This window comes from Variovorax sp. J31P179 (assembly GCF_030316985.1).
GTDB classification, from domain to species: domain Bacteria; phylum Pseudomonadota; class Gammaproteobacteria; order Burkholderiales; family Burkholderiaceae_C; genus Variovorax; species Variovorax ginsengisoli_B.
In genome coordinates this window covers 19,382-41,241 of record NZ_JASZYL010000007.1, presented here as the reverse complement: position 1 = coordinate 41,241, position 21,860 = coordinate 19,382, and the positions used below count along the sequence as shown (strand labels likewise).

Genomic DNA, 21,860 nt, shown 5'->3' with positions numbered 1-21,860 from the left:
TATCGGAGCAGACATGGCTCAAGCAGAAGCAGTTCAAGGCAAGATCGTTCAATGTATCGGCGCCGTGGTCGACGTGGAATTCCCGCGCGACAAGATGCCGAAGATCTACGACGCGCTCAAGTTCGAAGGCAGCGCACTGACCCTCGAAGTGCAGCAGCAGCTCGGCGACGGCGTGGTCCGCACGATTGCGCTGGGTTCCTCCGACGGCCTGCGCCGCGGCCTGATCGTGACCAACACGCAAGCCCCGATCACCGTGCCCGTGGGCAAGGGCACGCTGGGCCGCATCATGGACGTGCTGGGCGCGCCGATCGACGAACGCGGCCCGGTCGACCAGACCCTGACCGCCTCGATCCACCGCAAGGCCCCGGCCTACGACGAACTCTCGCCCTCGCAAGACCTGCTTGAAACCGGCATCAAGGTGATCGACCTCGTGTGCCCGTTCGCCAAGGGCGGCAAGGTGGGCCTGTTCGGCGGCGCCGGCGTCGGCAAGACCGTGAACATGATGGAGCTCATCAACAACATCGCCAAGGCGCACTCGGGTCTGTCCGTGTTTGCCGGCGTCGGTGAGCGCACCCGCGAAGGCAACGACTTCTATCACGAGATGGCCGACTCCGGCGTCGTGAACCTGGAGAACCTCGGCGAGTCGAAGGTGGCCATGGTCTACGGCCAGATGAACGAGCCCCCGGGCAACCGTCTGCGCGTGGCGCTGACCGGCCTGACCATCGCCGAGTCGTTCCGCGACGAAGGCCGCGACGTGCTGTTCTTCGTCGACAACATCTACCGCTACACGCTGGCCGGTACCGAAGTGTCGGCACTGCTGGGCCGGATGCCTTCCGCCGTGGGCTACCAGCCCACGCTGGCCGAGGAAATGGGCCGCCTGCAAGAGCGCATCACCTCGACCAAGGTCGGCTCGATCACCTCGATCCAGGCCGTGTACGTGCCGGCCGACGACTTGACCGACCCGTCGCCCGCCACCACCTTCGCCCACCTGGACTCCACCGTGGTGCTGTCGCGCGACATCGCTTCGCTCGGTATCTACCCGGCCGTGGACCCGCTCGACTCGACCTCGCGCCAGCTCGACCCGAACGTGGTCGGCGAAGAGCACTACAACGTGGCCCGCGCCGTGCAAGGCACGCTGCAGCGCTACAAGGAACTGCGCGACATCATCGCCATTCTGGGCATGGACGAACTGGCGCCCGAAGACAAGCTGGCCGTGGCCCGCGCCCGGAAGATCCAGCGCTTCCTGTCGCAGCCCTTCCACGTGGCCGAAGTGTTCACCGGCTCGCCCGGCAAGTACGTGCCGCTGAGCGAGACCATCCGCGGCTTCAAGATGATCGTGAACGGCGAAGCCGACCACCTGCCGGAACAAGCGTTCTACATGGTGGGCAGCATCGACGAAGCGTTCGAAAAGGCCAAGAAGGTCGCTTAAGGAATCCCCATGGCAGGCACCATTCACGTCAACGTGGTCAGCGCCGAGGAGTCGATCTTCTCGGGCGAGGCCAAGTTCGTTGCTCTGCCCGGTGAAGCCGGCGAGCTCGGCATCTACCCGCGCCACACGCCGCTGATCACGCGCATCCGCCCCGGCGCGGTGCGCATCGAGACGGCCGACGGCGGCGAGGAATTCGTCTTCGTGGCCGGCGGCATTCTCGAAGTGCAGCCCACCACCGTGACCGTGTTGTCCGACACCGCGATCCGCGGCAAGGACCTCGACAGCGAAAAGGCCAACGCCGCCAAGGCCGCGGCCGAGGAAGCACTCAAGAGCGCCAAGACCGACATCGACATCGCGATGGCACAGTCGGAACTGGCCGTGATGGCGGCCCAGCTGGCCGCCCTGCGCAAGTACCGCCAGAAGAAGTAGGCGCGCCCGCGCTTTCCGAGTCAAAGCCGCCTTCGGGCGGCTTTTTCGTTTCCGCGCCTGGCAGTCAACAACTTCGGACTTTATTTGGTCGAAGATGGGACTTGTTTGGCTGAAGCCGCGCCCCTAGTATTCGCCATCGTTCAGGCCGGCCCCGGCCAGGCACGACAGAAGAACGAATACCGGAGACAAGCACTTGGCCCCCTGGAGCCGATTGACCGCGGACGAGATGCAGCTGCTGGAGACCACCTTCTGGTCGGCCGGCGGGTCGCGCCACGGCATGGCCGAACAGCTCGGCTTCTCCAAGAGCAAGACCAACGCGCTGATCGCCGGATTGGTTGAACAGGGCCTGCTGGCCGAAGCCGGCCTGCAGCGCTCGTCGGGCGGACGCCGGCCCGAGAACCTCCAGCTGCATGCGGGCCTGGGCGTGGTGGTCGGCATCGACATCGGCGCCACCAGCGTCGATGTGGCGGTGCTCGGTCCCGACCTGGCAGTGCTGGCCCACCATGGCGAGCCGGCGGACGTGCGCGAGGGCCCGGGCGTGGTGCTGGCGCGGGTGCGGGTGCTGGTGCGCGAACTGCTGTCGCGTGCGGGTTTCGCGCCGCGCCAGGTGATCGGCATCGGGATCGGCGTGCCCGGCCCGGTCAATTTCGAGATCGGCCAGCTCGTGAATCCGCCGCTGATGCCGGCCTGGGACAGCTTCTCGATCCGCGACTATCTGCGCGAGGAGTACGCCGCGCCGGTGTTCGTCGACAACGACGTGAACCTGATGGCGCTCGGCGAGTTGTGGCGGCTGCGGCGCTCGCTCACCAACTTCCTGGTGATCAAGGTAGGCACCGGCATCGGCTGCGGCATTGTCTGCCACGGCGAGGTCTATCGCGGCGCCGCCGGCTCGGCCGGCGACGTCGGCCACATCTGCGTCGACCAGGAAGGCCCGCGCTGCCATTGCGGCAACCTGGGCTGCGTCGAGGTGATGGCGGCCGGCCCGGCGATCACGCGGATGGCGGTGGAGGCCGCCATGGCCGGCGAGAGCGCCGCGCTGGCGGAATGCCTGCGTGCCCAGGGCCGGATCGACGCCATCGATGTCGGCGAGGCCAGCCGCGCCGGCGATGCCTCGGCCAATGCGATCGTGCAGCGCGCCGGCAGCCTGATCGGCCAGATGCTGGCGTCGATCGTCAATTTCTTCAATCCCTCGCATGTGTTCATCGGCGGCGGCATCACGCGGATCGGCCCGCTGTTCCTGGCCGCGGTGCGCCAGAGCGTCTACCAGCGCTCGCTGGCGCTGTCGACGCGCCACCTCGAGATCCAGTACACGCCGCTCGGGGCGCAGGCCGGGCTGATCGGCGCCGGCGCGCTCGCGATGCACGAGACGCTCAAGGTGCGGGGGGTGGCGCCATGACGAGCGTGTCGGTCTCGTTCGAGCAGGTGCGCAAGTCCTTCGGCCCGGTGCAGGTGCTGCACGGCGTGTCGTTCGCGCTCGAGCCCGGGCGGGTGTATGGCCTCCTGGGCGAGAACGGCGCAGGCAAATCGACGCTGATGAAGATCCTGGCCGGCTACGAATCGCTCACCGACGGCACGCTGCGCGTGAACGGCGAGGCGCGCCAATTCGCCAGCTCGCGCGATGCCGAGGCGCTGGGCATCGTGCTGATCCACCAGGAGTTCAACCTCGCGGAAGACCTCAGCGTGGCGCAGAACATCTTCCTCGGGCATGAAAAGAAGAAGGGCTGGCTGCTCGACGACGCCGCAATGGAGCGCGAGGCGGCGAGCGCGCTGGCCGCGGTCGGGCTCGATGTCGACCCGAGGACCAAGGTGCGGCGGCTGATCGTGGCCGAGAAGCAGCTGGTCGAGATCGCCAAGGCGGTCTCGCGCCATGCCCGGCTGCTCATCATGGACGAGCCGACGGCGACGCTGACGCCCGGCGAGACCGAACGCCTGTTCAAGCTGATCGCGCAGCTGCGCGCCGAAGGCGTGACCATCGTCTACATCTCGCACAAGCTCGACGAGGTGGAACAGGTCACGGACGAGGTCATCGTGATGCGCGACGGCCGCTTCGTGACCCGGGCGCCGACCGCCGAGGTCACGCGACAGCAGATGGCGAACCTGATGGTCGGGCGCGAACTCGCCGACCTGTATCCGCCGCGCGACGTGGTCGTCACGGCGACGGAACCGGCGCTGCGGGTGCGCGACTTCGTCGTGCCCGGCTGGGCCCGGGACGCGAATTTCGACGTCCGTCCGGGCGAGATCCTCGGCTTCGCGGGCCTCGTCGGCGCCGGGCGCACCGAGTTGTTCGAGGGCGTGCTGGGCCTGCGCCCGGCGAGCGGCTCGGTCGAGATCGACGGCCACGTGCGCAGCTTCCGCAATCCGCGCGACGCCGCCCGCCATGGCCTGACCTACCTGAGCGAGGACCGCAAGGGCAAGGGCCTGCACGTCAACCTGGGGCTGCGCCAGAACCTCACGCTGATGGCGCTGGAACGCTATGCGCAGCCCTGGCTCAAGCCCGACGCCGAGCGCGCCGCGCTGGCCGAGGCCGTGAAGGACTACGGTATCCGCACCGGCGACCTCGACGCCCGCGCCTCGTCGCTGTCGGGCGGCAACCAGCAGAAGCTGGCGCTGGCCAAGGTGCTGCAGCCGCAGCCCAAGGTGGTGGTGCTCGACGAGCCGACCCGCGGCGTCGACGTCGGCGCCAAGCGCGACATCTATTTCCTGATCCAGCGGCTGGCCCGGCAGGGGCTGGCCGTGATCGTCGTCTCGTCCGAGCTGATGGAGCTGATCGGACTCTGCCACCGCGTCGCCGTGATGCGTGCGGGCAAGCTGGTCACCACGCTCGACGCCGAACATCTCACCGAAGAGGAGCTCATCGCCCATGCCACCGGAACAGCTCCCTAGCACCGACACACAGGCCGCGCACCGCCCGGTCGTCCAGCCGCGCTGGACCGAGCGCCTGCATGGCTTCGGTCCGGTCATCGGGCTGGTGCTGCTGTGCATCGCCGGCACCTTGCTGAACGGCGACTTCGCCACGCTCGACAACGCGATGAACGTGCTCACCCGCACCGCCTTCATCGGCATCATCGCGGTCGGCATGTGCTTCGTGATCATCTCGGGCGGCATCGACCTGTCGGTCGGCTCGATGGCCGCGCTGATCGCCGGCTGCGTGATCATGTTCATCAACGCGATGGGCCCGGCGCTCGGCTCGCCGCTGCTCGCGGTGGTGCTCGGCGCGGTGCTGGCCGTGGTGCTCGGCGCCGTGTTCGGCCTGGCGCACGGCCTGCTGATCACCAAGGGGCGGATCGAGCCCTTCATCGTGACGCTCGGCACGCTGGGCATCTTCCGGGCCTACCTGACCTACTTCGCCGACGGCGGCGCGCTGACCCTGGACAACGAGCTGTCGGACCTCTACGCGCCGGTGTACTACGCGAGCCTGCTGGGCATTCCGGTGCCGGTGTGGGTGTTCTTCATCGTCGCGGTGATCGGCGGGCTGATCCTCAACCGCACCGCCTACGGGCGCTACGTGCAGGCCATCGGCTCGAACGAGCAGGTGGCGCGCTACGCCGCGGTGGGCGTCGACAACGTGAAGATCATGACCTACGTGCTGCTGGGCGTGTGCGTCGGCATCGCCACCTTGCTGTACGTGCCGCGGCTCGGCTCGGCCTCGCCCACCACCGGCCTGCTGTGGGAGCTCGAGGCGATCGCGGCGGTGATCGTCGGCGGCACGGCGCTGAAGGGCGGTGCCGGCAGCATCACGGGCACCGTGATCGGCGCGATCCTGTTGTCGGTCATCAGCAACATCCTGAACCTCACCAGCATCATCAGCGTGTACCTGAATGCCGCGGTGCAGGGCATCGTGATCATCGTCGTGGCCTTCCTGCAGCGCGGCAAGCGCTAGGGGCCGAATTCGCTTTCCCGTCCGTTCCACTTCTTTTTCACAACAGGAGACAAGCAGCATGACTTCCCTCACACGACGCCTGGCGCTCGGCGCCATTGCCGCCGCGAGCATCGCGGCCTTCCCGGCGCTGGCGGCCGCCGAGACGGTCAACCTCGGCGTGTCGATCCCGGCCGCCACGCACAGCTTCATGGGCGGCATCAACTACTGGGCCAACCAGGCCAAGAAGGATCTCGAGAAGGAGCACAAGGACCTGAAGATCACGATCAAGACCGCGGCCAACGCGCCCGAGCAGGCCAACCAGCTGCAGGATCTGTCGACCGTGACCAAGATCAACGCCCTGGTGGTGTTCCCGTTCGAATCGGCGGCGCTGACCAAGCCGGTGGCCCAGGTCAAGGCCAAGGGCGCCTACGTCACGGTGGTCGACCGCGGCCTGACCGACACCAGCGCGCAGGACGCCTACGTGGCCGGCGACAACACCGCCTTCGGCAAGATTCCGGCCGAATACATCGCCAAGAAACTGGACGGCAAGGGCAACGTGGTGGCGCTGCGCGGCATCGCGACCACGCTGGACAACGAGCGCATGGACGCCTTCAACAGCGTGCTCAAGAACTACCCCGGCATCACCCTGCTGGACGCCAAGTACGCCAACTGGAACCGCGACGATGCCTTCAAGGTCACGCAGGACTACCTGACGCGCTTCAAGAAGATCGACGCCATCTGGGCCGCCGACGACGACATGGCGGTGGGCGTGCTGAAGGCGATCGAGCAGGCCAAGCGCGACGACATTCTGGTGGTGTTCGGCGGTGCCGGCGCCAAGGGCATGGTCAAGACCATCATGGACGGCAAGGACCCGCGCATCCAGGCCGACGTGAGCTACTCGCCGAAGTTCATCTACGACGCGATCAAGCTCACGGCCGAAGCGCGGCTGAAGGGCGAGAAGCTGCCGGCGACGACGATCATTCCGTCGGTGCTGATCACCAAGGACAACGCGAAGAGCTTCTACCACCCCGACTCGCCATTCTGATGTCTCCGGAGACCTCTGGCCGCAAGCTGCGCTACGCGATGGTCGGCGGGGGGCGCGACGCCTTCATCGGCGCGGTGCACCGCAAGGCGATCGCGCTCGATGGGCAGGCCGAACTGGTGGCGGGCGCGCTGTCCGGGAGCCCGGACAAGGCCAAGGCCTCGGGGCGCGACCTGTTCCTGGCGGACGATCGAAATCATGGCGACTGGCAGGCGCTGCTCGACGATGAGTTGAAGCGCCCGGCCGCCGAGCGCATCGACTTCGTCTCGATCGTCACGCCGAACCATGTGCACTACCCCGTGGCGCAGGCCTTCGTCGACGCCGGCTTCCATGTTGTCTGCGACAAGCCGCTGGTGCATACGCGTGACCAGGCCGATGCACTGGTCGCGGCGGTGGCGCGCCGGGGCACGGTGTTCGGCGTCACCTACAACTACACCGGCTACCCGATGGTGCGGCAGGCGCGCGAGATGGTGCGCGCGGGCGAGCTCGGCGAGATCCGCAAGGTGGTGGTCGAATACAACCAGGGCTGGCTGGCGACCCGGCTCGAGGGCGAGGGCAACAAGCAGGCGGCCTGGCGCAGCGATCCGGCGCGCAGCGGTGCCGCCGGGGCCATCGGCGACATCGGCTCGCATGCGGAGAACCTGGTGGCGACCGTCACCGGCCTCGAGATCGAGAGCCTCTGTGCCGACCTGAGCGCGCTGGTGCCCGGGCGGCCGCTCGACGACGACGGCAGCCTGCTGCTGCGATTCCGCGGTGGCGGGCGCGGGGTGCTGATCGCATCGCAGGTCAACACCGGCCTGGAGAACGACTTGCGGCTGCGCGTCTCGGGCACGCTCGGCACGCTGGTCTGGCGGCAGGAGCAGCCGAGCGAACTCGTGCACTTCCCGCACGACGGCCCGAAGCGCATCTTCACGCGCGGCGCGCCATGGCTGTGCGAATCGGCGCGGCGCGCGAGCCGCCTGCCGAGCGGGCATCCGGAGGGCTTCATCGAGGCCTTCGCCAATGTCTACGGCGGGGTGGTCGCGGACATCCGGGCGAGGCTCGCGGGCCAGGCGGCCGATCCCCTCGCGGCCGACTATCCGCGGGTCGAAGACGGTGCGCGCGGTGTGCGCTTCATCGAACGCACCGTGGCCTCGGCGGGCAGCGAGCAGAAATGGACGGCGTGGTAGGGCGTCGGGCGCGCGCGTAGGCCCCGGCCCACATCGCGTCGCGCCCGAGTCACGGCGCTGCCGGCCCTTGCGCGGCCTACCATGGCGGGAACCATGGTCACTGCGCCGCCCACGTCCTCCGGCGACCTCGTCGTCGCCCGCCCCGAAGGCCTCTACTGCCCGCCGGGCGACTTCTACATCGATCCATGGCGCCCGGTCGACCGCGCCGTCATCACCCACGCGCACTCCGACCATGCCCGCGTCGGCCACGGCCACTACCTGGCGCACACCGACAGCGAAGGCACGCTGCGTACGCGGCTCGGCGAGATCACCTTGCAGACCCTGCCCTACGGCGAGTCGATCGTGCAGAACGGCGTGCGCATCTCGCTGCACCCGGCCGGCCATGTGCTCGGCTCGGCCCAGGTGCGGCTCGAACACGGCGGCCGGGTCTGGGTCGCCTCGGGCGACTACAAGACCGAGCCCGACGGCACCTGCACGCCCTTCGAGCCGGTGCCCTGCGACACCTTCATCACCGAGTCGACCTTCGGCCTGCCGATCTATCGCTGGCCGACGCAGGCGGCGCTGTTCGCCGAGATCAACGACTGGTGGCGCGCCAACGCCGAACAGGGCAGGGCGTCGGTGCTGCTCTGCTATGCCTTCGGCAAGGCGCAGCGGATCCTGCACGGCGTCGATCCGGCCATCGGGCCGATCGTGGTGCACGGCGCGGTCGAGCCGCTCAACGCGGTGTACCGCGCCGCCGGCGTGGCGCTGCCGCCGACCGCTCGCGTGACCGATCCGGGCGTCGAAGCCGCGCTGCTCAGGCGCGCGCTGGTGCTGGCGCCGCCGTCGGCCCAGGGCACGCCCTGGATGCGCCGCTTCGGCAACTATTCGGATGCCTTCGCCAGCGGCTGGATGCAGCTGCGCGGCACGCGGCGTCGGCGCGGCGTCGATCGCGGCTTCGTGATGTCCGACCACGCGGACTGGCCCGGCCTGCAGCAGGCCATTGCGGGCACCGGCGCCGAGCGGGTGTTCGTCACCCACGGCAGCGTCGCGGTGCTGGTCCGCTGGCTGACAGAGAACGGGCTCGAGGCCCAGGGCTTCAAGACCGAATACGGCGACGAGGACACGGAGCCGGTCGCGCCTGCGCCATGAAGCAATTCGCCGCGCTCTATCGCGAACTCGACGCGACCACCTCCAGCCTCGCCAAGCAGGCCGCGCTGCAGCGCTATCTGCAGGACGCACCGGCGCCGGACGCGGCCTGGGCCGTGTACTTCCTGGCCGGTGGCAAGCCGCGCCAGCTGGTGCCCGCCAAGCTCTTGCGGCTGCTCGCGCAGGAGGCCGCGGGCCTGCCCGAGTGGTTGTTCGACGAAAGCTATGAAGCGGTCGGCGATCTCGCGGAGACGATCTCACTGCTGCTGCCGGCGCCGACCGACAGGCACGACATGGGCCTTGCGGAGTGGATCGAGGCGCACCTGCTGCCGCTGCGAAAGACGCCTCCGGACGCCTTGCCCGATGCGCTGCGAGCGCAGTGGCAGCGCCTCGCCATCGACGAGCGGCTGGTCTACTTCAAGCTCATCACGGGCGGCTTCCGCGTCGGCGTGTCCAAGCTGCAGGTCACGCAGGCGCTGGCCGCGGTCGGCGCGCTCGACCCCAAGCGCGTGGCCCAGCGGCTCATGGGATACACCCACATCAGCGGCCAGCCGACGGCCGCCGACTATGCGGCGCTGATCTCGCCGGAGAGCACCGGCGAGCGCGACCAGAAGACCAGTGGCCAGCCCTATCCCTTTTTTCTGGCCCATCCGTTCAACCTGCCGCTCGACCAGTTCGATGCCGCCCTGGGTGCGCCTTCGCAATGGATCGTCGAGTGGAAGTGGGACGGCATCCGGGCCCAGCTGGTCAAGCGCGCGGGCCAGGTCTGGCTCTGGTCGCGCGGCGAGGAGCTGGTGACAGATCGCTTCCCCGAGCTCTCCGTGATGGGCGATGCATTGCCCGACGGCACGGTGCTCGACGGCGAGATCGTGGTCTGGCGCGAGGACCGTGTGCAGCCCTTCGCCGAGTTGCAGAAGCGCATCGGCCGCAAGACGCTCGGGCCGAAGCTGCTGCGTGAGATCCCGGTGGTGCTGCTGGCCTACGACCTGCTCGAATGGCAGGGCCGCGACCTGCGCGCCATGCCTCAGCAGGAGCGCCGCGCGCTGCTCGACGACCTGCTCGCCAGCGTGCGGCATCCGTCGCTGATCGCGAGCCCGATGCTGCACGGCGGCGACTGGCCGGACCTGGCACGGCAGCGCGAGGCGGCGCGCGCCATGGGCGTCGAAGGGATGATGCTCAAGCAGCGCGACGCCCGCTACGGCGTCGGCCGCACCAAGGACGTCGGCACCTGGTGGAAATGGAAGATCGACCCGCTCTCGATCGATGCGGTGCTGGTCTACGCGCAGCGCGGCCATGGCCGGCGCGCCAGCCTCTACAGCGACTACACCTTCGCGGTCTGGGACGGGCCGCCCGAAGCGGCAGAGCGCAAGCTCGTGCCGTTCGCGAAGGCCTACTCGGGCCTCACCGACGCCGAGATGGCGAAAGTCGATGCGGTGATCCGCAAGACCACCATCGAGAGCTTCGGGCCGGTGCGCAGCGTGCGGCCGACGCTGGTGTTCGAGCTCGGCTTCGAAGGCATCGCGCGCAGCCCGCGGCACAAGAGCGGGATCGCGGTGCGCTTCCCGCGCATGCTGCGCTGGCGCGACGACAAGACCGTCGAAGACGCCGATACCCTGCAGACCCTGGCGGCGCTGCTGCCTTCGTGATGACGACGAAACAAGCGCTCGATGCCTGGTTCGCGGCGCGTGGCTGGAAGGCCTTCAAGTTCCAGCGCGCCGTGTGGAAGGCGGTGGCGCAGGGCCGCTCGGGCCTGTTGCACGCGACCACGGGGGCCGGCAAGACCTACGCCGTCTGGCTCGGCGCGCTGTTGGCCTTCGCGTCGCCGCCGCAACGTCCCGGCGGCAAGCGGCCACAAGCCGCGGCGCCGCTCACGGTGCTGTGGCTGACGCCGATGCGCGCGCTGGCGGCCGACACCCTGCGTGCCCTGCAGCAGGCGCTCGACGCCGCCGGTGCCGAGATGCATCCGTGGAGCGCCGGCGCACGCAGCGGCGACACCGGCTCGGCGGAGCGCAGCGCCCAGAACCAGCGTCTGCCGACCGTGCTCGTCACCACGCCCGAGAGCCTGTCGCTGCTGCTCGCGCGCGCCGATGCGCGCGAGGTGCTCGGCACGCTGCGCATGGTGGTGGTCGACGAATGGCACGAACTGCTCGGCAACAAGCGCGGCGTCCAGGTGCAGCTGGCGCTGGCGCGCCTGCGGCGCTGGAACGACCGGCTCTGCGTGTGGGGCATGTCGGCCACGCTCGGCAATCTCGAAGAGGCGATGCGCACCCTGCTGGGCGACGAGCCGGGCCTGCTGGTGCAGGGCGAGGTGCCGAAGAAGCTGGTCGTCGACTCGCTGCTGCCGGGTCGGGCCGAGGGTTTTCCGTGGGGCGGCCACCTGGGCCTCACGATGCTGCCGCAGGTCATCGAGGAAATCGCCGCCAGCACCACTACGCTGGTCTTCACCAACACCCGCTCGCAGTCCGAGATCTGGTATCAGGCGATGCTCGAGGCGCGGCCCGACTGGGCCGGGCAGATCGCGCTGCATCACGGCTCGCTCGACCGCGCGGTGCGCGAGTGGGTCGAACTGGGCCTGAAGAACGGCGAGCTCAAGGCGGTGGTCTGCACGTCGAGCCTCGACCTGGGCGTCGACTTCCTGCCGGTCGAGCGCGTGCTGCAGATCGGCTCCCCGAAGGGCGTGGCCAGGCTGCTGCAGCGCGCGGGCCGCTCCGGCCACGCGCCGGGCCGGCCATCGCGCGTCACGCTGGTGCCGACCCACAGCATCGAGATGGTGGAGGGCGCGGCGGCGCGCGCCGCGATCGCGGCCGGCCACATCGAATCGCGCCGCTCGCCCGAGCATCCGCTCGATGTGCTGGTGCAGCACATGGTCACGGTGGCGCTCGGCGGCGGCTTCGTGCCCGACGCGCTCTACGACGAGGTGCGCAGCACGGCCGCCTATGCCGCGCTCTCGCGCGAGAGCTGGCAGTGGTGCCTGGACTTCGTCTCGCAGGGTGGCGCATCGCTGGCCGCCTACCCGGACTACCGGCGCGCGGTGCCCGACGCGGAAGGCGTCTGGCGCGTGCCCGATGCGCGGCTGGCGCGCCGTCATCGCATGAACATCGGCACCATCGTGAGCGACGCCAGCCTGTCGGTGCAGTACCTGGGCGGCGCGAAGATCGGCAGCGTCGAGGAGGGCTTCGTGGCGCGCATGAAGCCGGGCGACTGCTTCCTCTTCGGCGGCCGCCTGCTCGAACTGGTGCGCATCCACGACATGACCGCCTGGGTGCGGCGCGCCAGCGGCAAGCGCTCCGCGGTGCCGCGCTGGAACGGCGGCCGGATGCCGCTGTCGAGCACGCTGGCCGACGCGGTGGTGCAGCAGCTCGCCCTCGCCGACGAAGGCCGCTATGAAACGCCGGAACTGCAATGCGTGCGTCCGCTGCTCGAGATCCAGCAGCGCTGGTCGGCGCTGCCCACACCCGAGACGCTGCTGGCCGAAGTACACAAGTCGCGCGAGGGCTGGCACCTGTTCCTGTATCCCTTCGCGGGCCGGCCGGTGCACCTCGGGCTGGCGAACCTGGTCGCCTGGCGCGTCGCGCAGCACCAGCCGCGCACCTTCTCGATCGCGGTCAACGACTACGGCTTCGAGCTGCTCAGTGCCACCGAGGTCGACTGGCCGACCCTGCTGCCGAAGGTGCTGGTGGCCGGGCACGATGCCGAGGCCCAGGATGCGATCGCGCATGACGACGAGCGCACGGCACTGCTGCATGAGGTGCTGGCCTCGCTGAACGCCACCGAGCTTGCGCGCCGCCGTTTTCGCGAGATCGCGCGAGTCTCCGGGTTGATCTTCCAGGGCTATCCGGGCGAGAAGCGCAGCAACAAGCAGCTGCAGGCGTCGTCGTCGCTGTTCTACGAGGTGTTCCGCAAGTACGACCCCGCCAATCGGCTGCTGCAGCAGGCCGAGGCCGAACTGCTGGCGCAGGAGCTCGAGATCGGCCGCCTGCGGGCCAGCCTGGTGCGCATGCGTGCGCAACGTCTGGTGCTGCGCACGCTCGCCAAGCCCACGCCCTTCGCGTTCCCGCTGATGGTCGAGCGATTTCGCGAGAAGCTTTCGAACGAGAGCGTGGCCGACCGCATCGCGCGCATGGTGCAGCAGTTCGAAAGCGCGGCCGCTGGCCATTGAAGCCGCCGCGCCGCTTTCTGGGAAACTCGAACCGTGACCTCGCCGCTCGCTGCCTGCCGGATCGAACTGGCCGGCGAAACCATCGAACTGCTGCCCGAACGCGCACTCTGGTGGCCGGCTGCCGGCGTGCTGTTCGCGGCCGACCTGCACCTGGGCAAGGCAGCCACCTACCGGGCGCTGGGCCAGCCGGTCCCCGGTGGCACCACGCAGGAGAACCTGGCGCGGCTCGACCGCCTGATCGAGCGGCTGGCGCCACGCGAGATCGTCTTCCTCGGCGATTTCCTGCATGCGGCGCAGGCCCGCACGGCCACGCTGCTGGCGGCGGTGGCGGCCTGGCGCGACCGCCACGCCGCACTGGCCTGCACGCTGGTGCGCGGCAACCACGACAGCCGCGCCGGCGACCCGCCGGCCGCGCTGCGCTTCCAACTGGTCGACGAGCCGCATCGGATCGGCCCCTTCGCGGCCTGCCATCACCCGCAGCGTCATCCGACCCATTTCGTGCTGGCCGGCCATCTTCATCCGGCCTGCAGGCTGCATGGCCGTGGCCGCGACAGCCTGCGCATGCCCTGCTTCGTGCGCGAGGGCGAACAACTGATCCTGCCCGCCTTCGGCGAATTCACCGGTGGCTGGCAGGTGGAGCCGGCGCCCGGGCGACGCTTCTACGCGGTTGGCGGCAATGGCGTCTGGGCGCTTCCCGGCCTGGCCTGAAGGGCGGCGCGGTCAGGACAGGTGCCGCGTCCCCGCCAAGGTGGCGGCCACCACGGCCTCGAGGTGGATGCGCAGCCAGCGGTGGATCGGATCGACCTGGTGGCGCTGGTGCCAGGCCATGTACATCGGCATCGCCGGCGTGTGCAGCGGCACCGGCACCGATGCCAGCCCGCGCAAGGCGCCCTCGATCAGCAGCGAGGGGGCGGTGGCCAGCCACGGCCCGCCGCGCACCAGCGCGCCCAGCCCGGCCATGCCGGGGACGCTGGCCACGATGCGGCGCTCCACATGGCGTTGCGCGAACAAATCGTCGATGTCGAGCCGCCGCAGCGGTTCATAGAGGACGCTCACGTGTTCGGCGGCGAGGTAGTCGGCCTCGGTGGTTGGCGCGGCGCGGCATTCGGCGTCGAAGTAGACGCGGTAGTGGTCCTCGAACAGCCGCTTCTGCATGATGTCCGAGCCCTCGGGCGGACGCGGCGTGATGATCAACTGGCAGGCCTGTTCCCGCAGCATCGCGGGCACCGGCGCGCCCGATGCGATGACCCGCAGCGTGACGCCGGGCGCCTCGGCCCGAAGGCGGCGCAGCAGCGCCGGCACCAGCAGGTCGCGCTGCAGGTCATTGGCGGCCACGGTGAAGCAGGCCGTGAGCCGGGCGGGCTCGAAGCCGGCCGCGGTGCTGAAGGCGCGCAACTCGTCGAGCAGCACGCGGGCGCGCCCGGCCAGCAGTTCGGCCTGCGCGGTCGCCACGATGCCGCGGCCGGACTTGACGAACAGCGGGTCGCCGACGATGGCGCGCAGCTTGTCCAGCAGATGGCTCACCGCCGATTGGGTGACGCCCAGGCGCTGCGCCGCGCGCGTGATAGAGCCTTCCTCGTGCACCGCGAGCAGCAGGCGCAGCAGGTGGCCGTCCAGATCCAAATGATCGAATTCGCTCATGGATGGCATGAGTATGTCGGCCTTTATCGGCGCGTCGATTGCCGGAACACTGCGCAGGCCGGTCTGGAGTGCACGCGATTGATCCAGGTCAAGCATTTGCCCAATCGACCCATCCAGGAGACCTTCATGTGCACCCCCGACATTCCCGGCACGACCCTGTTCGACGGCCGACAGGCCCGCAAGGGCTACGCGCTGAACAAGATGTGCTTTTCCTTCAACCAAGCCGCCAACCGCGAGGCCTTCGTGCGCGACGAGGACGCCTACTGCGCAGCCTACGGATTGAACGCGCAGCAGCGCGAAGCCATTCGCGCCCGCAATGTGCTGCAGCTGATCGAGGCCGGCGGCAACGCCTACTACCTCGCCAAGTTCGCCGGCATCTTCGGCCTCGACATGCAGGACATCGGCGCCCAGCAGACCGGCCTGACGAAGGCCGAGTTCCAGGCCCGGCTCCTGGCCGCCGCCTGACCCGCCCGGAGACACCCGCCATGGCCAATCTCGTTGGTGCCATCACCACCTCCCACGTGCCGGCGATCGGCCGCGCGATCGCCCGCAACCTGCAGCAGGAGCCCTACTGGCGCCCCTTCTTCGATGCCTTCGCGCCAGTGCACCGCTGGCTGGCCGAGACCCGGCCCGAAGTGCTCGTGGTGTTCTACAACGACCACGGCCTCAACTTCTTCCTCGACAAGATGCCGACCTTCGCGGTCGGTGCCGCACCGGTCTACAGCGGCGCCGACGAAGGCTGGGGCCTGCCGGTCATGGCCTCGTTCGAGGGCGAGCAGACGCTGTCGTGGCAACTGATCGACGCGTTGGTGCAAGACGAGTTCGACATCACGAGCTGCCAGGAGATGCAGGTCGATCACGCCTTCGCGCTGCCGATGGCGCTGCTGTGGCCGGACCAGGCCTGGCCCGTGAAGGTCGTGCCCGTGTGCATCAACACGGTCCAGTTCCCGCTGCCTTCGGCCAGGCGCTGCTACGCGCTGGGCGAGTCGGTCGGCCGCGCCATCCGCGGCTGGGACAGCGACGCCCGGGTCGCCGTGATGGGCACGGGCGGCCTGTCGCACCAGCTGGACGGCCAGCGCGCCGGCTTCATCAACAAGGACTTCGACCTGCGGTTCATGGACAGCCTGGTTGACGACCCGAAATGGGCGACGCAGTTCAGCACCCATGAGCTGGTCGAGAAGGCCGGCACCCAGGGCGTCGAGCTGCTGATGTGGCTGGCCACCCGCGGCGCCCTCGGGTCAAGCGCCCGCTGCCTGCATCGGAACTACCACCTGCCGATCTCCAACACGGCCTCGGGCCTGATGCTTCTGGTGCCCTAAAGCACCACCGGCGCGTCCGGCAGTTCGTTGCGGTCGGCCTGGCCCTCGGCCAGCGGAAAGTGCGCGACCAGCAGCGCCGACACTTCTTCCAGCGCCTGGGTCAGCCCGTCCTCGAAGCGCCCCTCGCGAAAGGCGGCGCCCATGCGCTGCGCCAGGGCCGCCCATTGCGCGTCGTCGACCCGCGCATCGATGCCGCGGTCGGCGACGATCTCGATCGCGTGCTCGGCCAGCAGCAGGTAGATCAATACGCCGTTGTTGTGCTCGGTGTCCCAGACGCGCAGCTTGCCGAACAGCATGATGGCGCGCTCCCGCGCCGGCGCATCCCGCCACAGGTAGGACAGCGGCAGGCCGGCCTCGGCGCAGATGCGGATCTCGCCGGTGTGGCGCTTTTCGCTGGCGGATACGCGGCGCGTCAGGCGATCGAGCAGGTCGGCCGGCAGCGCGCGGCGCAGGTCGGCTTCGTCGGTCCAGCGATGGCGCCAGATGCGGGCGAGGCGTGCGAACAAGGCCATGACTACCAGTCTCCCGAGGCGCCGCCGCCGCCGAAATCGCCACCGCCGCCGGAGCCGAAACCGCCGCCGAAGCCACCGCCGCCACCGCCACGAGAAGATCCGCCACCCCAGCCGCCCAGGCCGCCGGCGCCCAATCCGCCGCCCAGGCCGCCGCCGAAGCCGCCGCCGCGCCGGCCGATCGTGGGCCCGGCACCGAAGGCGGTCGACAGCAGCGTGAAGAGCAGGGCGCCCAGCGCGGCCAGCACCGCGATCACGAGGCTGGATGTCAGCACCATCACCACCACGCCGGTCAGGCCGCCGAGCGCCAGCGAGCCCGGGATCTTGCCCAGGATGCGGCGCGCGATCGGGCCCCCCACGAGCACCACCGCGAACAGGAAGATGCCCAGGTCCTGCCAGTTGAAGCCGCTGCCGCCGCGCGGGGCCTCGCCGAAGTCGCCGCCGCGGGCGTCGACCTCGGGCAGCGCCTCGCCGTTGACCCGGGCGATCAGCTGGTCGGCCGCGGCATCGAGGCCGCCGGCGAAATCGTTCTGGCGGAAGCGCGGCTTCATCGCCTCGTCGATGATGCGGGCCGCGGCCAGGTCGGGCACCGCGCCCTCGAGCGCCTTGGCGACCTCGATGCGCATCTTGCGGTCGTCCTTGGCGACCACCACCAGGATGCCGTCGCCGACCGCCTTGCGGCCGATTTTCCAGGCGTTTCCGACCCGGTTGGCGTAGCTCGCGATGTCCTCGGGCTGGGTGGTCGGGACCATCAGCATCACGATCTGCGAGCCCTTCTTCTGCTCGAAGGCCTGCAGCTTGGCGTCGAGCGCGCTGCGCTGCGCGGCGCTCAAGGTGCCGGTCTGGTCGATCACGCGGGCGTCGAGCGCGGGCACCGGCAGCAGGCCCTGCGCCCGCGCGCCCAGCAGCGCCGCCGCCACCAGGAGGAGGGCCGTCAGTGCCTGCCGGATGCGGGCCGCCGTCATCGCCTGGCTGCCGCGCCTACTTCTTCGGGGCGCTGAAATCGACCGTCGGCGGCGCCGAGATCTGGGCTTCGTTCTGGACCGTGAAGTTGGGTTTGGGCTGGTAGCCCAGCACCTTGGCCGTCAGGTTGGTCGGGAAGCTGCGGGCCAGCACGTTGTACTCCTGCACCGTCTGGATGAAGCGGTTGCGCGCCACCGTGATGCGGTTCTCGGTGCCCTCCAGCGTCACGCGCAGGTCGCGGAAGGCCTGGTTGGCCTTCAGGTTCGGATACTGCTCCGACACCGCCATGAGCCGCGACAGCGCGCCCGACAGCTCGCCCTGCGCCTGCTGGAAGCGGGCGAAGGCCTCGGGGTTGTTGAGCGTCTCGGGCGAGACCTGGATCGAGGTCGCCTTGGCCCGCGCCTCGATCACCTTGGTGAGCGTCTCCTGCTCGAAGTTGGCTTCGCCCTTGACCGTGGCGACGATGTTGGGCACCAGGTCGGCGCGCCGCTGGTACTGGTTGAGCACCTCGCTCCAGGCCGACTTGCTGGCCTCGTCGAGGCGCTGGAAGTCGTTGTAGCCGCAGCCCGCGAGCGACAGCGCCGCGATCAAGATCAGTAGCCAGCGTTTCAACATGTCCGAGCCCTCTCTGTACGAAGTCGGCAAAGGTAGCATAGAAGGATGGCGCCCGATCCGCTCCAGGCCCTGCAGGCCGCGAACCGGCGACCCTCCGATGGCCGGCCGTCGAAGGGCGCGCTGCTGATCGCCGGCGCCACCGGCGTGCTGGGCCACGAACTGGTGCGGCGGCTCGCGGGCCGCCATCGCTTCGACCATACCTACGTGCTCGCGCGCGAACCCATCCGCGACGGCCTGCCCGGCGTCGAGACCGTGCAGGTGCCGGACCTGCCGATGGCGCAGTGGCCGCCGGTGGCCGCCCGCACGGCGCTGGTGCTGTTCGAGCCGCCGCGGCTTTTCTACGACCGCGAACGGGCGCTGTGGACGCCCGAGCCGGCGCAGCTGCCGGCGCTGGCCGGCTGGCTGCGGTCGTGCGGCGTCCAGACGCTGGCGGTGGTGCTGCCGCACGACCAGGGCCGGCTGCCCGAGGCGCTGAAGCGAGGCCTGGCCAGCCTCGACGAGCAGGCGGTGGTGGCGCTGGGCTTCGAGCGCGTGCTGCTGGTGCGCTCGGCGCAGAAGCCGGTGGCGCGGCGCCTGGCCCATCCCGCCGAGCGGCTGGCGGCCTGGATGCTGTCGATCGCCCGTTTCATGGTGCCGCCCAGCGAGCAGCCGGCGCGGGCCTCCAAGGTGGCCGAGCTGGTCGACGTCGCATTGGCGCTGGCGCCGCCCGGGGTGCACGTGGCGGCGCCCGAACTGGTCTGGCGCGCCACCCAGGGCGAACTGCGCTCGGTGGTGCAAGGCTGGGTGGCCGCCGGCCCTTGAGGCGTCGCGCGACCGAGGCAAAATCGCTACTTCCGGCAGCACCACCATGTCCACCAAAGCCAAACTCCGCGCCAGCACCATCGGCGGCACCGCCGACGATGTCGAAGCCGCCTTCTACGAAGCCCTGCAGCGGGGCGACGTCGACGCCCTCATGGATTGCTGGGCCGACGAGGAAGAGGTGTTCTGCGTCCACCCGGGCGGCCCGCGCCTGGTCGGGGCCGAGGCGATCCGCGCCGCCTTCGAGCACATGTTCGGCAACGGCGCCATCCAGGCCACGCCGGCGCGGGTGCGCAAGGTCGAATCGCTCGCCAGTGCGGTCCACAACGTGCTGGAGCGCATCGAGGTGCTGACCGCCGAGGGGCCGCGCCATGCCTTCGTGCTGGCCACCAACGTCTATCACCGCACGGCACAGGGCTGGCGCATGGTCGCGCACCATGCGAGCCCCGGCAGTGCGCACGAGCCCGGCGACGCCAGCGAGGCGCCGCAGACGCTGCATTGAGCGCGGCCATGCAGTACGTCGCCCCACGCTGGCTGCCCGGCGGCAACCTCCAGACCATCTGGCCCGCGCTGTACGCGCGGCGCGCCGAGGCACCGTTGCCGGCCTACCGGCGCGAGCGCTGGGACACGCCCGACGGCGACTTCGTCGACGTCGACTTCCTGGATGCCGCGGTGGCCGGCCCGAGGCCGCTGCTGGTGCTGTTCCACGGCCTCGAGGGGTCGTCCAGAAGCCACTACGCCGAGGTCTTCGGCGCCTACGCTCATGCCCGGGGCTGGGACTATGCCGTGCCGCATTTCCGCGGCTGCAGCGGCGAGCTCAACCTGGCGCCGCGGGCCTACCACTCGGGCGACTTCGAGGAGGTCGGCTGGATCCTGGCCCGCCTGCGCGCGCAGCGCGACCCGGCCCAGCCTCTGCTGGCGGCGGGTGTCTCGCTCGGCGGCAATGCGCTGATGCGCTGGGCCGAGGAGGCCGGGTCCGAGGCCGCCAAGGTGGCCAGCGCGGTCGCCGCGATCTCCGCCCCGCTGGACCTCGCGGCCGGCGGCGCCGCCATCGGCCGCGGCTTCAACCGGCTGGTCTACACACGCATGTTCCTGTCGACCATGAAGCCCAAGGCGCTGGCCAAGCTGGCCCAGCACCCGGGCCTGTTCGACCGCGAGAAGCTGCTCGCGGCGCGCGACCTCTACGCCTTCGACGATGTCTTCACCGCGCCGCTGCACGGCTTCCGCGGCACCGACGACTACTGGTCGCGGGGCTCGGCCAAGCCGCACCTGCACCAGATCCGGATCCCGGCGCTGGTCGTGAATGCCGTCAACGACCCGTTCGTGCCGGCCGCGAGCCTGCCGCGCCAGGGCGAAGTCGGCAGCCACGTGACGCTCTGGCAGCCCGCTCACGGCGGCCACGTGGGCTTCCCGCTCGGTGCACCTCCGGGCCACGTGCGGGCCATGCCCGAGCGCGTGGTGGCCTGGCTGAACGAACACCGCTGAGGCACAGACCCGCACGGCGCAAAATGGCGCCATGGATGAGATCGTTCTGAAGGCCCTTGCCAAGTGGCCCAACGTGCCGCACTGCTACGGCTGGCTGGGGCTCGACGCCCGCGGCAACTGGTTCCTGCGCGACGACCGCACCCAGGCCCTGGGGCCGTTCAGCCAGGCCAGGGGCTCGCAGCTTCGGCACGACAAGCTGATCGACTTCATCCAGCGCAACTACGAACACGACGACCGGGGCCAGTGGTTCTTCCAGAACGGGCCCCAGCGGGTCTACGTCGAGCTCGAGGCCGCGCCGTGGATCTGGCGGGTGTCGGAGGATTTGTCGGTCCGCTCGCATTCCGGTCTGCCGATCGAGCCCACGGCCTGCCTGCTCGACGGCGAAGGCCGGCTCTACCTGGTGGCGGACATCGGTCTCGGCCTGGTCCATACGCAGGATGTCGGTCTGGCGGCCGAGGCGATCGAGCAGGGGCGATGGGTCCCCGAGGATGTCCGCGCCGAAGACCTTCCGGCCCGTTTCGGCCATGTGCTGAGCCCGTCCGCCGGCCAGCCGTCGCTCCGACCATGAAAAAAGCCCGCATCGCGCGGGCTTTGGGTCGGGTCGCGGCGGCTTACTTGCCGCTGGCCACCGCGGGGGCCGCATCGGCCGGGGCTGCGCCCTCGGCCGCCGGGGCCGCGGCCGGACGGTCGGGCACCGGGAAGGTGGCGCCGCCCGCGTTGGCCATGTAGACCACCGCGCGACCGATCTCGATGTCGTCGAAGTCGCCGCCGCCCTGGGCCGGCATCGCGCCCTTGCCCTTGAGCGCGTGCTCGACCAGCGTGGCGTAGCCCTGGCCGATGCGCGGGCCCCAGGCTGCGGCGTCGCCGTAGTGCGGCGCGCCCGGGATGCCCGGCGCACCGTGGCAGGCCACGCACTGGGCCTTGAACACGGCCTCGCCGGTGGCCAGCGGCCGGTTGGCGTCGCGGATCTCGATCGAGCCGACCTTCTTCAGGCGGTCGGCGATGTCGCGGTCGCGGGTGTCCTTGGAGACGCCGTACAGCGACATGCTGTCGCCTTGCGCCGAACCCGAGGGATGGGTGCCCGAGACGACGAACGACACGAGGCCGACGATGATCAGGATGGGAGCGATGAAGGAGAAAAAGACCGCGAGCAGCAGTTGCTTCGGATTCTTGATCGGGCCGGTGTGGGCTTCTTCTGTGGCCTGGTAGTGCGGGTCGTCGCTCATTGCGTCCTCAGTATCGGGGGCTTTATTCGGATCAACGGCGGATTATAGAGAGGCCCCCGGACCCGGCCGCCTCAGGCCGGACCCGGGGC

At 69.9% G+C, this 21,860-nt stretch carries 22 protein-coding genes; 17 read left to right on the top strand and 5 right to left on the bottom strand.

Annotated features, from left to right (window positions below; all coding sequences use genetic code 11):
- Nucleotides 1-13: 13 nt before the first annotated feature.
- The 11 genes from atpD to pdeM all read left to right on the top strand — a co-directional run bounded on the left by atpD (nt 14) and on the right by pdeM (nt 13,923).
- Entirely contained in the window at nt 14-1,429 is a 1,416-nt protein-coding gene (gene atpD / locus QTI17_RS18965; RefSeq protein WP_286534965.1) for a F0F1 ATP synthase subunit beta, read from the top strand.
- Nucleotides 1,430-1,438: 9 nt separating this feature from the next.
- A complete protein-coding gene (locus QTI17_RS18960) occupies nt 1,439-1,858 on the top strand; it encodes a F0F1 ATP synthase subunit epsilon (RefSeq protein ID WP_286506402.1) in 420 nt (139 codons plus the stop codon).
- A gap of 226 nt (nt 1,859-2,084) precedes the next feature.
- On the top strand, nt 2,085-3,254 hold the full coding sequence (locus tag QTI17_RS18955; RefSeq protein WP_286535339.1) for an ROK family protein: 1,170 nt from the start codon (nt 2,085-2,087) through the stop codon (nt 3,252-3,254).
- Nucleotides 3,251-4,741 carry a sugar ABC transporter ATP-binding protein gene (locus tag QTI17_RS18950; RefSeq protein ID WP_286534964.1) on the top strand — a complete coding sequence of 497 codons (1,491 nt, stop codon included), beginning with the start codon at nt 3,251-3,253 and terminating at the stop codon, nt 4,739-4,741. The genes QTI17_RS18955 and QTI17_RS18950 overlap by 4 nt, the downstream gene beginning before the upstream one ends.
- A complete protein-coding gene (locus QTI17_RS18945; protein WP_286521907.1) occupies nt 4,719-5,738 on the top strand; it encodes an ABC transporter permease in 1,020 nt (339 codons plus the stop codon). The genes QTI17_RS18950 and QTI17_RS18945 overlap by 23 nt, the downstream gene beginning before the upstream one ends.
- Nucleotides 5,739-5,796: 58 nt before the next feature.
- A complete protein-coding gene (locus tag QTI17_RS18940) occupies nt 5,797-6,762 on the top strand; it encodes a substrate-binding domain-containing protein (protein WP_286534963.1) in 966 nt (321 codons plus the stop codon).
- Nucleotides 6,762-7,928, top strand: a complete 1,167-nt coding sequence (locus QTI17_RS18935) for a Gfo/Idh/MocA family protein (protein WP_286534962.1) — start codon at nt 6,762-6,764, stop codon at nt 7,926-7,928. The genes QTI17_RS18940 and QTI17_RS18935 overlap by 1 nt, the downstream gene beginning before the upstream one ends.
- A 93-nt stretch (nt 7,929-8,021) precedes the next feature.
- A complete protein-coding gene (locus QTI17_RS18930) occupies nt 8,022-9,059 on the top strand; it encodes a ligase-associated DNA damage response exonuclease (RefSeq protein WP_286534960.1) in 1,038 nt (345 codons plus the stop codon).
- Nucleotides 9,056-10,702 carry an ATP-dependent DNA ligase gene (locus QTI17_RS18925; protein WP_286534959.1) on the top strand — a complete coding sequence of 549 codons (1,647 nt, stop codon included), beginning with the start codon at nt 9,056-9,058 and terminating at the stop codon, nt 10,700-10,702. The genes QTI17_RS18930 and QTI17_RS18925 overlap by 4 nt, the downstream gene beginning before the upstream one ends.
- Nucleotides 10,702-13,215, top strand: a complete 2,514-nt coding sequence (locus QTI17_RS18920; RefSeq protein WP_286534957.1) for a ligase-associated DNA damage response DEXH box helicase — start codon at nt 10,702-10,704, stop codon at nt 13,213-13,215. The genes QTI17_RS18925 and QTI17_RS18920 overlap by 1 nt, the downstream gene beginning before the upstream one ends.
- 33 nt (nt 13,216-13,248) lie before the next feature.
- On the top strand, nt 13,249-13,923 hold the full coding sequence (gene pdeM / locus QTI17_RS18915; protein WP_286534956.1) for a ligase-associated DNA damage response endonuclease PdeM: 675 nt from the start codon (nt 13,249-13,251) through the stop codon (nt 13,921-13,923).
- Nucleotides 13,924-13,935: 12 nt separating this feature from the next.
- Here the strand turns inward: pdeM and QTI17_RS18910 are convergent, their stop codons facing one another.
- Nucleotides 13,936-14,856, bottom strand: coding sequence for a LysR family transcriptional regulator (locus tag QTI17_RS18910; RefSeq protein WP_286534955.1), 921 nt, complete (start codon nt 14,854-14,856; stop codon nt 13,936-13,938).
- 126 nt (nt 14,857-14,982) lie between these two features.
- Here QTI17_RS18910 and QTI17_RS18905 point away from each other — a divergent pair, with 126 nt between their 5' ends.
- Nucleotides 14,983-15,321 (top strand): protocatechuate 4,5-dioxygenase subunit alpha, encoded by a 339-nt coding sequence (locus QTI17_RS18905; protein ID WP_286534954.1) that lies wholly within the window; start codon nt 14,983-14,985, stop codon nt 15,319-15,321.
- Nucleotides 15,322-15,341: 20 nt separating this feature from the next.
- Nucleotides 15,342-16,175 carry a class III extradiol dioxygenase family protein gene (locus tag QTI17_RS18900; protein WP_286534952.1) on the top strand — a complete coding sequence of 278 codons (834 nt, stop codon included), beginning with the start codon at nt 15,342-15,344 and terminating at the stop codon, nt 16,173-16,175.
- On the opposite strand, the gene QTI17_RS18895 is transcribed toward QTI17_RS18900, so the two are convergent.
- From QTI17_RS18895 to QTI17_RS18885, 3 genes are read right to left on the bottom strand one after another with little or no spacing between them, the layout of a single operon-like run.
- A complete protein-coding gene (locus tag QTI17_RS18895; protein ID WP_286534951.1) occupies nt 16,172-16,687 on the bottom strand; it encodes a TPM domain-containing protein in 516 nt (171 codons plus the stop codon). The two genes, QTI17_RS18900 and QTI17_RS18895, sit on opposite strands and share 4 nt — an antisense overlap.
- Before the next feature lie 2 nt (nt 16,688-16,689).
- Nucleotides 16,690-17,649: a TPM domain-containing protein gene (locus tag QTI17_RS18890; RefSeq protein WP_286534950.1), complete on the bottom strand. Its 960-nt coding sequence runs from the start codon at nt 17,647-17,649 to the stop codon at nt 16,690-16,692.
- A gap of 16 nt (nt 17,650-17,665) precedes the next feature.
- Nucleotides 17,666-18,262 (bottom strand): LemA family protein, encoded by a 597-nt coding sequence (locus QTI17_RS18885; RefSeq protein WP_478140819.1) that lies wholly within the window; start codon nt 18,260-18,262, stop codon nt 17,666-17,668.
- A gap of 45 nt (nt 18,263-18,307) precedes the next feature.
- Here QTI17_RS18885 and QTI17_RS18880 point away from each other — a divergent pair, with 45 nt between their 5' ends.
- Genes QTI17_RS18880 through QTI17_RS18865 form a run of 4 tightly spaced genes read left to right on the top strand, consistent with a single transcriptional unit; the run spans nt 18,308 to nt 21,113 of the window.
- The gene (locus tag QTI17_RS18880) at nt 18,308-19,063 is read left to right on the top strand and encodes a hypothetical protein (RefSeq protein WP_286534948.1); all 756 of its coding nucleotides are present in this window, start codon (nt 18,308-18,310) and stop codon (nt 19,061-19,063) included.
- A 46-nt stretch (nt 19,064-19,109) separates the two neighbouring features.
- On the top strand, nt 19,110-19,562 hold the full coding sequence (locus tag QTI17_RS18875) for a YybH family protein (protein ID WP_286506421.1): 453 nt from the start codon (nt 19,110-19,112) through the stop codon (nt 19,560-19,562).
- 8 nt (nt 19,563-19,570) lie between these two features.
- Nucleotides 19,571-20,545 (top strand): YheT family hydrolase, encoded by a 975-nt coding sequence (locus QTI17_RS18870; RefSeq protein ID WP_286534947.1) that lies wholly within the window; start codon nt 19,571-19,573, stop codon nt 20,543-20,545.
- A gap of 31 nt (nt 20,546-20,576) precedes the next feature.
- Nucleotides 20,577-21,113 (top strand): DUF2946 family protein, encoded by a 537-nt coding sequence (locus tag QTI17_RS18865; RefSeq protein WP_286534946.1) that lies wholly within the window; start codon nt 20,577-20,579, stop codon nt 21,111-21,113.
- A gap of 43 nt (nt 21,114-21,156) precedes the next feature.
- On the opposite strand, the gene QTI17_RS18860 is transcribed toward QTI17_RS18865, so the two are convergent.
- Nucleotides 21,157-21,771 carry a c-type cytochrome gene (locus QTI17_RS18860; protein ID WP_286534945.1) on the bottom strand — a complete coding sequence of 205 codons (615 nt, stop codon included), beginning with the start codon at nt 21,769-21,771 and terminating at the stop codon, nt 21,157-21,159.
- Between the last annotated feature and the right edge of the window lie 89 nt (nt 21,772-21,860).

Coding starts and splice junctions, on each gene's coding strand:
- atpD (WP_286534965.1), top strand. CDS start 14: ATGGCTCAAGCAGAAGCAGTTCAAGGCAAGATCGTTCAATGTATCGGC.
- QTI17_RS18960 (WP_286506402.1), top strand. CDS start 1,439: ATGGCAGGCACCATTCACGTCAACGTGGTCAGCGCCGAGGAGTCGATC.
- QTI17_RS18955 (WP_286535339.1), top strand. CDS start 2,085: ATGCAGCTGCTGGAGACCACCTTCTGGTCGGCCGGCGGGTCGCGCCAC.
- QTI17_RS18950 (WP_286534964.1), top strand. CDS start 3,251: ATGACGAGCGTGTCGGTCTCGTTCGAGCAGGTGCGCAAGTCCTTCGGC.
- QTI17_RS18945 (WP_286521907.1), top strand. CDS start 4,719: ATGCCACCGGAACAGCTCCCTAGCACCGACACACAGGCCGCGCACCGC.
- QTI17_RS18940 (WP_286534963.1), top strand. CDS start 5,797: ATGACTTCCCTCACACGACGCCTGGCGCTCGGCGCCATTGCCGCCGCG.
- QTI17_RS18935 (WP_286534962.1), top strand. CDS start 6,762: ATGTCTCCGGAGACCTCTGGCCGCAAGCTGCGCTACGCGATGGTCGGC.
- QTI17_RS18930 (WP_286534960.1), top strand. CDS start 8,022: ATGGTCACTGCGCCGCCCACGTCCTCCGGCGACCTCGTCGTCGCCCGC.
- QTI17_RS18925 (WP_286534959.1), top strand. CDS start 9,056: ATGAAGCAATTCGCCGCGCTCTATCGCGAACTCGACGCGACCACCTCC.
- QTI17_RS18920 (WP_286534957.1), top strand. CDS start 10,702: ATGACGACGAAACAAGCGCTCGATGCCTGGTTCGCGGCGCGTGGCTGG.
- QTI17_RS18910 (WP_286534955.1), bottom strand. CDS start 14,856: ATGAGCGAATTCGATCATTTGGATCTGGACGGCCACCTGCTGCGCCTG.
- QTI17_RS18905 (WP_286534954.1), top strand. CDS start 14,983: ATGTGCACCCCCGACATTCCCGGCACGACCCTGTTCGACGGCCGACAG.
- QTI17_RS18900 (WP_286534952.1), top strand. CDS start 15,342: ATGGCCAATCTCGTTGGTGCCATCACCACCTCCCACGTGCCGGCGATC.
- QTI17_RS18895 (WP_286534951.1), bottom strand. CDS start 16,687: ATGGCCTTGTTCGCACGCCTCGCCCGCATCTGGCGCCATCGCTGGACC.
- QTI17_RS18890 (WP_286534950.1), bottom strand. CDS start 17,649: ATGACGGCGGCCCGCATCCGGCAGGCACTGACGGCCCTCCTCCTGGTG.
- QTI17_RS18885 (WP_478140819.1), bottom strand. CDS start 18,262: ATGTTGAAACGCTGGCTACTGATCTTGATCGCGGCGCTGTCGCTCGCG.
- QTI17_RS18880 (WP_286534948.1), top strand. CDS start 18,308: ATGGCGCCCGATCCGCTCCAGGCCCTGCAGGCCGCGAACCGGCGACCC.
- QTI17_RS18875 (WP_286506421.1), top strand. CDS start 19,110: ATGTCCACCAAAGCCAAACTCCGCGCCAGCACCATCGGCGGCACCGCC.
- QTI17_RS18870 (WP_286534947.1), top strand. CDS start 19,571: ATGCAGTACGTCGCCCCACGCTGGCTGCCCGGCGGCAACCTCCAGACC.
- QTI17_RS18865 (WP_286534946.1), top strand. CDS start 20,577: ATGGATGAGATCGTTCTGAAGGCCCTTGCCAAGTGGCCCAACGTGCCG.
- QTI17_RS18860 (WP_286534945.1), bottom strand. CDS start 21,771: ATGAGCGACGACCCGCACTACCAGGCCACAGAAGAAGCCCACACCGGC.